Annotated in this window: 3 protein-coding genes; 2 read left to right on the top strand and 1 reads right to left on the bottom strand. The window is 49.3% G+C overall.

Features of this window, described 5'->3' with window-relative positions; all coding sequences use genetic code 11:
- Positions 1–116 precede the first annotated feature (116 nt).
- Positions 117–1,496 (bottom strand): hypothetical protein, encoded by a 1,380-nt coding sequence (locus tag PY364_RS06095; RefSeq protein WP_275521355.1) that lies wholly within the window; start codon positions 1,494–1,496, stop codon positions 117–119.
- A gap of 414 nt (positions 1,497–1,910) precedes the next feature.
- Here PY364_RS06095 and psaA point away from each other — a divergent pair, with 414 nt between their 5' ends.
- Both psaA and psaB read left to right on the top strand, forming a co-directional pair.
- Positions 1,911–4,205 carry a photosystem I core protein PsaA gene (gene psaA / locus PY364_RS06090; protein WP_275521354.1) on the top strand — a complete coding sequence of 765 codons (2,295 nt, stop codon included), beginning with the start codon at positions 1,911–1,913 and terminating at the stop codon, positions 4,203–4,205.
- A 110-nt stretch (positions 4,206–4,315) separates the two neighbouring features.
- Positions 4,316–6,541 (top strand): photosystem I core protein PsaB, encoded by a 2,226-nt coding sequence (psaB, locus tag PY364_RS06085; protein WP_275521353.1) that lies wholly within the window; start codon positions 4,316–4,318, stop codon positions 6,539–6,541.
- Positions 6,542–6,845 lie beyond the last annotated feature (304 nt).

Here is a 6,845-nt window from a genome sequence, read left to right as displayed (position 1 = left end):
TCAAGTTACTTGAGCCTTAATAACTCGCATTGACCAAGCGCAAGTTTATTATAACTTAATTCCGCTAAAACAACTCACCGATCTTCACCCAATACCCACAATTCGTTAATTCAATACTAGGTAAATCCAGGTATTTTGGCTACTGCAACCAACCCCGAAGTAGTTTGTTCAGGCACTATTAAGGTTTTAGCAGGTGGTGCGATCGCTTTTGGTACAACAGGTGAATCCGGTGAATCCCCCGGAGTTTCACTAGCAGTTTTTGGGCTTAGTTCCTGCGGTTCCGGTACAAGTTTGGCAGATTCCTCAGAGACTCCAGGCGATCGCACTTCTGGTATCGGTGCTTTATCTATTATCTCTGGCAGCGTTGGTATTGGAGTAATAACAGGTTCCGGCGAAGGTTCCGGCGTGGGAACAACAGGTTCTGGCGTGGGAATAACAGGTTCTGGCGTGGGAACAACAGGTTCTGGCGTGGGAATAACAGGTTCCGGTGTGGGAACAACAGGTTCCGGTGTGGGAACAACAACAGGTTTTGGCATTGGTTTCGGTATTTTAACTGCATAATTTGGATCGACGATCCTACCAACATCAGCGGCTGTTAGTTCGCCTCGCACTAACTTAGCAAGGGTATCTTGACCCGAAGGTTTGTAGGTAATCACCCTAACTGTATTATTAAAGGCGTTTTTGACAGGGTTTCCCTGTTCGTCTAGAAATTCCACTTGCACCCAATTTTTGCCCGGTGTAAAGCCTTTAAGATAAATAGGCTGCCACTCGTCTGTGACAAAACTTTCGCCATTGACTGTTACCCGAATCTTCCAGTCAACTATTTCATCTTGAGGATTTTCTTGGGCTACTAAATGCAGAGGAGCATTAGTCAGGTAGAAATCTAACACGATCGGCTCGGCCCCATAGCTGCCTTGAGGTTGGCTGTAAGTTAACAGCGGTAAAGTTGGATCTGGGTTATTGTCTTGGGTTTTAGTGAACAGATGAAAAGTAGTTTGAGCATAAGCGCCTTCATTTTTAAAGCTTTCGCCCCAAGGACGGGCGGCAAAGGCGCGTAGAGTGTGAGTTCCAGGTTCTAAATCGGAGAGAACTAAAGGTTGGGCGATGTCGTAAATCTCTTTGTAAGGTTGGTTGTCCAGAAATACTTCCAGGTGAGGGCCCAAACCCAGGTCAGCATCTTTGAAAATAGGCAAGTCTTGAACTTGGAATCTGACTGTAACAGTATTATCCTTCAGAAATTCATCTTGCCTTGGACTCAATATTTTGACTTGAGGCTGGTAAATTTCGAGGGTCTGACGCAGTTGTTGCAAGGCTTCTGGGGGAGAAACCTCTGAAATTTTTAGGGCCGAGATCGCGGCCCAACTTTTATTCGGACTGGATTTGGGCAATTCTGAAATGCGATCGCCGCAACCAGCCAGACTCAATACTAAAACCACTGCCGTCAAAGATGTCAGCAGCCTTCGCGTAGCTATCCACCAACAATTGATGCCAAACACGCCGCCATTCTCCTAGAACCTGTGCATAAGGGAACTATAGCTGAAAAGGGGAAGGGGTAAAGATAGTTCTGAATTAGTGAAGAGTTAAATGTTGAGTTAAATAATTTTTCATATCATAATATTGATAACTTGCCACTCTATCCCTAGTCTTCACTGCGGTTGTCTCAGTTCTCTAATCTTTTAGTTTTGTAAATTTAATGGCATTACCCCTTGACTTTTTCTAATTACTGTGGAACTGAAATCTTTGATAAATGTGCTGTTTAGGCTTTTTTAATAATTGTTAACACACGCAGTGCATGAGATGTGGGAGTCTATAATTCATAATCAACTCCCTCGAACGAAGCGGTTGAACTGCCACTAGCAGAGAGAGGAGTATCAATTCTCGTTCCTTGTCTTATTGAGAGGAGAGTCTGCATGACAATTAGTCCTCCAGAGCGAGAGGCAAAGGTAAAAGTGACAGTCGATAAAAACCCAGTGCCTACTTCCTTCGAGAAGTGGTCTAAGCCGGGACATTTCGACCGCACCCTAGCCAAGGGGCCCAAAACCACCACCTGGATTTGGAACCTGCACGCTAACGCTCACGACTTTGACAGTCATACCAGCGACTTAGAAGACGTTTCACGCAAAATTTTTAGCGCTCACTTCGGCCACTTAGCCGTGATCTTCGTCTGGTTAAGCGGAGCGTACTTTCATGGCGCAAAGTTTTCCAATTACGAAGCTTGGTTAACGAACCCTACAGGCATCAAGCCTAGCGCTCAAGTGGTTTGGCCAATTTTTGGTCAAGAAATTTTAAATGGCGATGTAGGCGGCGGCTTCCACGGGATTCAGATCACCTCTGGTCTGTTTCAACTGTGGCGGGCTAACGGTATTACAAACTCTTACCAGCTATACTGCACAGCCATCGGCGCTTTAGTCATGGCAGCATTGATGCTGTTCGCGGGTTGGTTCCACTATCACGTTAGCGCTCCCAAACTGGAATGGTTCCAGAATGTGGAGTCGATGATGAACCACCACTTAGCAGGCTTGCTCGGTTGCGGTTGCTTGGGTTATGCGGGTCAGCAGATCCACGTTTCCTTGCCAATCAATGCTTGCATGGATGCGATCGACGCTGGTCAACCGTTGACCATCGGCGGCAAGACGATAGCTACAGTTGCAGACATTCCACTGCCTCATGAGTGGATTCTGAACTCCAGCTTGATGGCCGATCTTTACCCCAGCTTTGCCAAGGGTCTGACTCCCTTCTTCACGCTGAACTGGGGAGCCTACAGTGACTTCCTGACTTTTAAAGGCGGTTTGAACCCCACCACTGGCGGTCTGTGGCTGAGCGATACAGCTCACCACCACCTAGCTCTGGCAGTGTTGTTCATCATCGCAGGTCACTTCTACCGGACTAACTGGGGCATCGGCCACAGCTTTAAAGAAGTTCTAGAAGCTCACAAAGGCCCCTTTACTGGCGAAGGCCACAAAGGGATGTACGAAATCTTCACCCAGTCTTGGCACTGCCAACTGTCGTGGAACTTGGCTTGGATGGGCTCTTTGAGCATCCTCGTCGCCCAGCATATGTACTCGATGCCTCCGTATCCGTACATTGCGACTGATTACCCAACTCAGCTATCTTTGTTCACCCACCATATGTGGATTGGCGGATTCCTGATTGTTGGAGCTGCGGCTCACGCGGCAATCTTCATGGTGCGTGACTACGATCCGGCCCAGCACGTTAATAACTTGTTGGATCGCGTGATCCGTCACCGCGATGCGATCATTTCCCACCTGAACTGGGTTTGTATCTTCTTGGGTTTCCACAGCTTCGGTCTGTACGTGCATAACGATACAATGCGGGCTTTCGGTCGTCCTCAAGATATGTTCTCGGATACTGGGATTCAATTGCAGCCAGTATTTGCTCAGTGGATACAACGTATTCACGCTTTGGCTCCTGGCAATACTGCCCCTAATGCCCAAGAAATCGTTAGTCACGCTTTCGGTGGTGGGGTGGTAGCAGTGGGCGGCAAGGTAGCGATGATGCCGATCGCGCTGGGTACGGCGGACTTTATGATCCACCACATCCATGCTTTCACCATCCACGTTACTGTTCTGATCCTGCTCAAGGGCGTATTGTTCGCTCGTAGCTCTCGCTTGGTTCCCGACAAAGCCAGTTTAGGCTTCCGGTTCCCTTGCGATGGCCCTGGTCGTGGCGGCACCTGTCAGGTATCTGGCTGGGATCACGTCTTCCTGGGTCTGTTCTGGATGTACAACAGCTTGTCAATTGTGATTTTCCACTTTAGCTGGAAGATGCAGTCGGATGTTTGGGGAACTGTCGATCCAGACGGTACAATCTCTCATATCACCGCCGGCAACTTCGCACAAAGTGCGATCACGATCAATGGCTGGCTGCGTGATTTCCTCTGGGCACAAGCAGCTCAGGTGATTCAGTCCTACGGTTCAGCGCTGTCTGCTTATGGCTTGCTGTTCTTGGGCGGTCACTTCGTCTTCGCCTTTAGTCTGATGTTCCTGTTCAGCGGTCGCGGCTACTGGCAAGAACTGATTGAGTCGATTGTTTGGGCTCATAATAAGCTAAAGGTAGCTCCGGCGATTCAGCCCCGCGCTCTGAGCATCACTCAGGGTCGCGCTGTGGGGGTAGCTCACTACCTCTTGGGAGGAATTGTCACTACGTGGGCGTTCTTCCTAGCTCGAATTATTTCGGTAGGCTAAACTACCCCCTAGATTTTGGATTCTGGATTTTGGATAATTCGCAAAATCTAGAATCCAAAATCCGCACCCGAATCCATTCAACCTTCAGGATTCAGCATTAATCAAGGCTTATGGCAACAAAATTTCCAAAATTTAGCCAAGACCTTGCTCAAGATCCAACGACTCGTCGGATCTGGTACGGGATTGCGACAGCCCACGACTTTGAAAGCCATGACGGCATGACAGAGGAAAATCTTTACCAAAAGATTTTTGCCTCCCACTTCGGCCACCTAGCGATCATTTTCCTCTGGACTTCCGGCAACCTGTTCCACGTAGCGTGGCAAGGTAACTTTGAACAGTGGATTAAAGACCCTCTCAATGTCCGCCCGATCGCTCACGCGATTTGGGACCCACAATTCGGTGCTCCGGCAGTAGATGCTTTCACTCAAGCCGGTGCTTCTAACCCGGTGAATATTGCTTACTCTGGCGTTTACCACTGGTGGTACACCCAAGGGATGCGGACGAACGCTGACTTGTATCAAGGAGCTATCTTCCTGCTGGTGCTGTCTGCTGTGTTGTTGTTCGCAGGTTGGCTGCACCTTCAACCCAAGTTCCGCCCCAGCTTGTCTTGGTTCAAGAATGCTGAATCTCGCCTCAACCACCACTTGGCTGGTTTGTTCGGTGTCAGCTCTTTGGCCTGGACGGGTCACTTGGTTCACGTCGCTATTCCTGAATCTCGCGGTCAGCACGTTGGCTGGGATAACTTCCTGTCTACGTTGCCTCACCCCGCTGGCTTGGCTCCGTTCTTTACGGGTAACTGGGGCGTTTACGCCCAGAACCCTGATACGGCGGGTCATGTCTTCGGTACTGCCCAAGGTTCTGGAACTGCAATTCTGACTTTCTTGGGTGGCTTCCACCCTCAGACTGAATCGTTGTGGTTGACTGACATTGCTCACCACCACTTAGCGATCGCAGTTCTGTTCATTGTTGCTGGTCATATGTACCGGACGAACTTCGGTATTGGTCACAGCATCAAAGAAATGTGCGATTCCAAAGATTTCTTTGGTAAGAAAGTTGAAGGCCCTTTCAATATGCCTCACCAAGGCATTTATGAGACCTACAACAACTCTCTGCACTTCCAGTTAGGCTGGCACTTGGCTGCTCTAGGGGTAATTACTTCCCTCGTGGCGCAGCATATGTACTCGCTGCCTCCTTACGCTTTCATAGCTAGGGATTACACGACTCAGGCGGCGCTGTACACGCACCACCAGTACATTGCTGGATTCATCATGCTGGGCGCTTTTGCTCACGGTGCGATCTTCATGGTGCGGGACTACGATCCCGAACAAAACAAGGGCAACGTGCTTTACCGCGTGTTGCAGCACAAAGAAGCGATTATCTCTCACTTGAGCTGGGTCTCGCTGTTCTTGGGCTTCCACACTCTCGGTCTGTACGTTCACAACGACGTAGTTGTTGCTTTTGGCACTCCTGAGAAGCAGATTTTGATTGAGCCAGTGTTTGCTCAGTTCGTCCAATCTGTTAACGGTAAAGCTCTGTATGGTATGGACGTGCTGTTGTCTAATCCAGATAGCATCGCTTCCACCGCATGGCCTAACTACGCTAATGTCTGGCTACCAGGCTGGCTAGATGCAGTCAATAGCGGTACCAACTCTCTGTTCTTGGCAATTGGCCCTGGCGATTTCTTGGTTCACCATGCGATCGCACTTGGCTTGCACACTACTACCTTGATCTTGGTCAAGGGCGCTCTGGACGCTCGCGGTTCTAAGCTGATGCCGGATAAGAAAGATTTCGGCTATGCTTTCCCTTGCGACGGCCCTGGTCGTGGCGGTACTTGCGACATCTCTGGATGGGATTCCTTCTATCTAGCGGCGTTCTGGATGCTGAATACGATCGCGTGGGTGACTTTCTACTTCCACTGGAAGCACTTAGGCATCTGGCAAGGTAATGTGGCTCAGTTTAATGAGTCTTCTACCTACCTGATGGGTTGGTTCCGCGATTACCTCTGGCTGTATTCCTCTCAGTTGATCAACGGTTACAACCCGTTTGGAACTAATAACTTGTCTGTTTGGGCCTGGATGTTCTTATTCGGACACTTGGTTTGGGCAACTGGTTTCATGTTCTTGATCTCTTGGCGTGGTTACTGGCAAGAGTTGATTGAGACGATTGTTTGGGCTCACGAGCGTACTCCTTTGGCGAACTTGGTTCGCTGGAAGGACAAGCCAGTGGCTCTGTCAATTGTGCAAGCTCGCGTAGTTGGTTTAGCTCACTTTGCAGTTGGCTTTGTCTTCACTTACGCGGCCTTTGTAATTGCCTCGACGGCCGGGAAATTCGGGTAATTCTGAACTCTGGTTCTGTAGGTAATTGAACAAATCCCCTGCCTTTCGGCGGGGGATTTTGTTTGGTTTGTTGGTGGAAAGTGGAAAATTGACAGAAACAGGACTTACGCACCCAACCACAGCGGAAGCCCGGTTTCTGGGACTCCATGCGTAAGTCCTATATTTTTTCTCCCCTGATATAGCAACCGCCAAGGCGGTTAGGGGCTAGGGGCTAGGGGCTAGGGGCTAGGGAAAGAAGGGAAAGAAGGGGAAGAAGGGGAAGAAGGGAATAGAATCAGCGAGTTTGGTGGAACTCAGAACGTCC

Origin of the sequence: Kamptonema sp. UHCC 0994, assembly GCF_029167235.1 — a bacterium.
Lineage (GTDB): Bacteria > Cyanobacteriota > Cyanobacteriia > Cyanobacteriales > Microcoleaceae > Kamptonema.
The sequence above is the reverse complement of the archived record's forward strand: the minus strand, read 5'-3'. Positions and strand labels throughout refer to the sequence as shown.

Coding starts and splice junctions, on each gene's coding strand:
- psaA (WP_275521354.1), top strand. CDS start 1,911: ATGACAATTAGTCCTCCAGAGCGAGAGGCAAAGGTAAAAGTGACAGTC.
- psaB (WP_275521353.1), top strand. CDS start 4,316: ATGGCAACAAAATTTCCAAAATTTAGCCAAGACCTTGCTCAAGATCCA.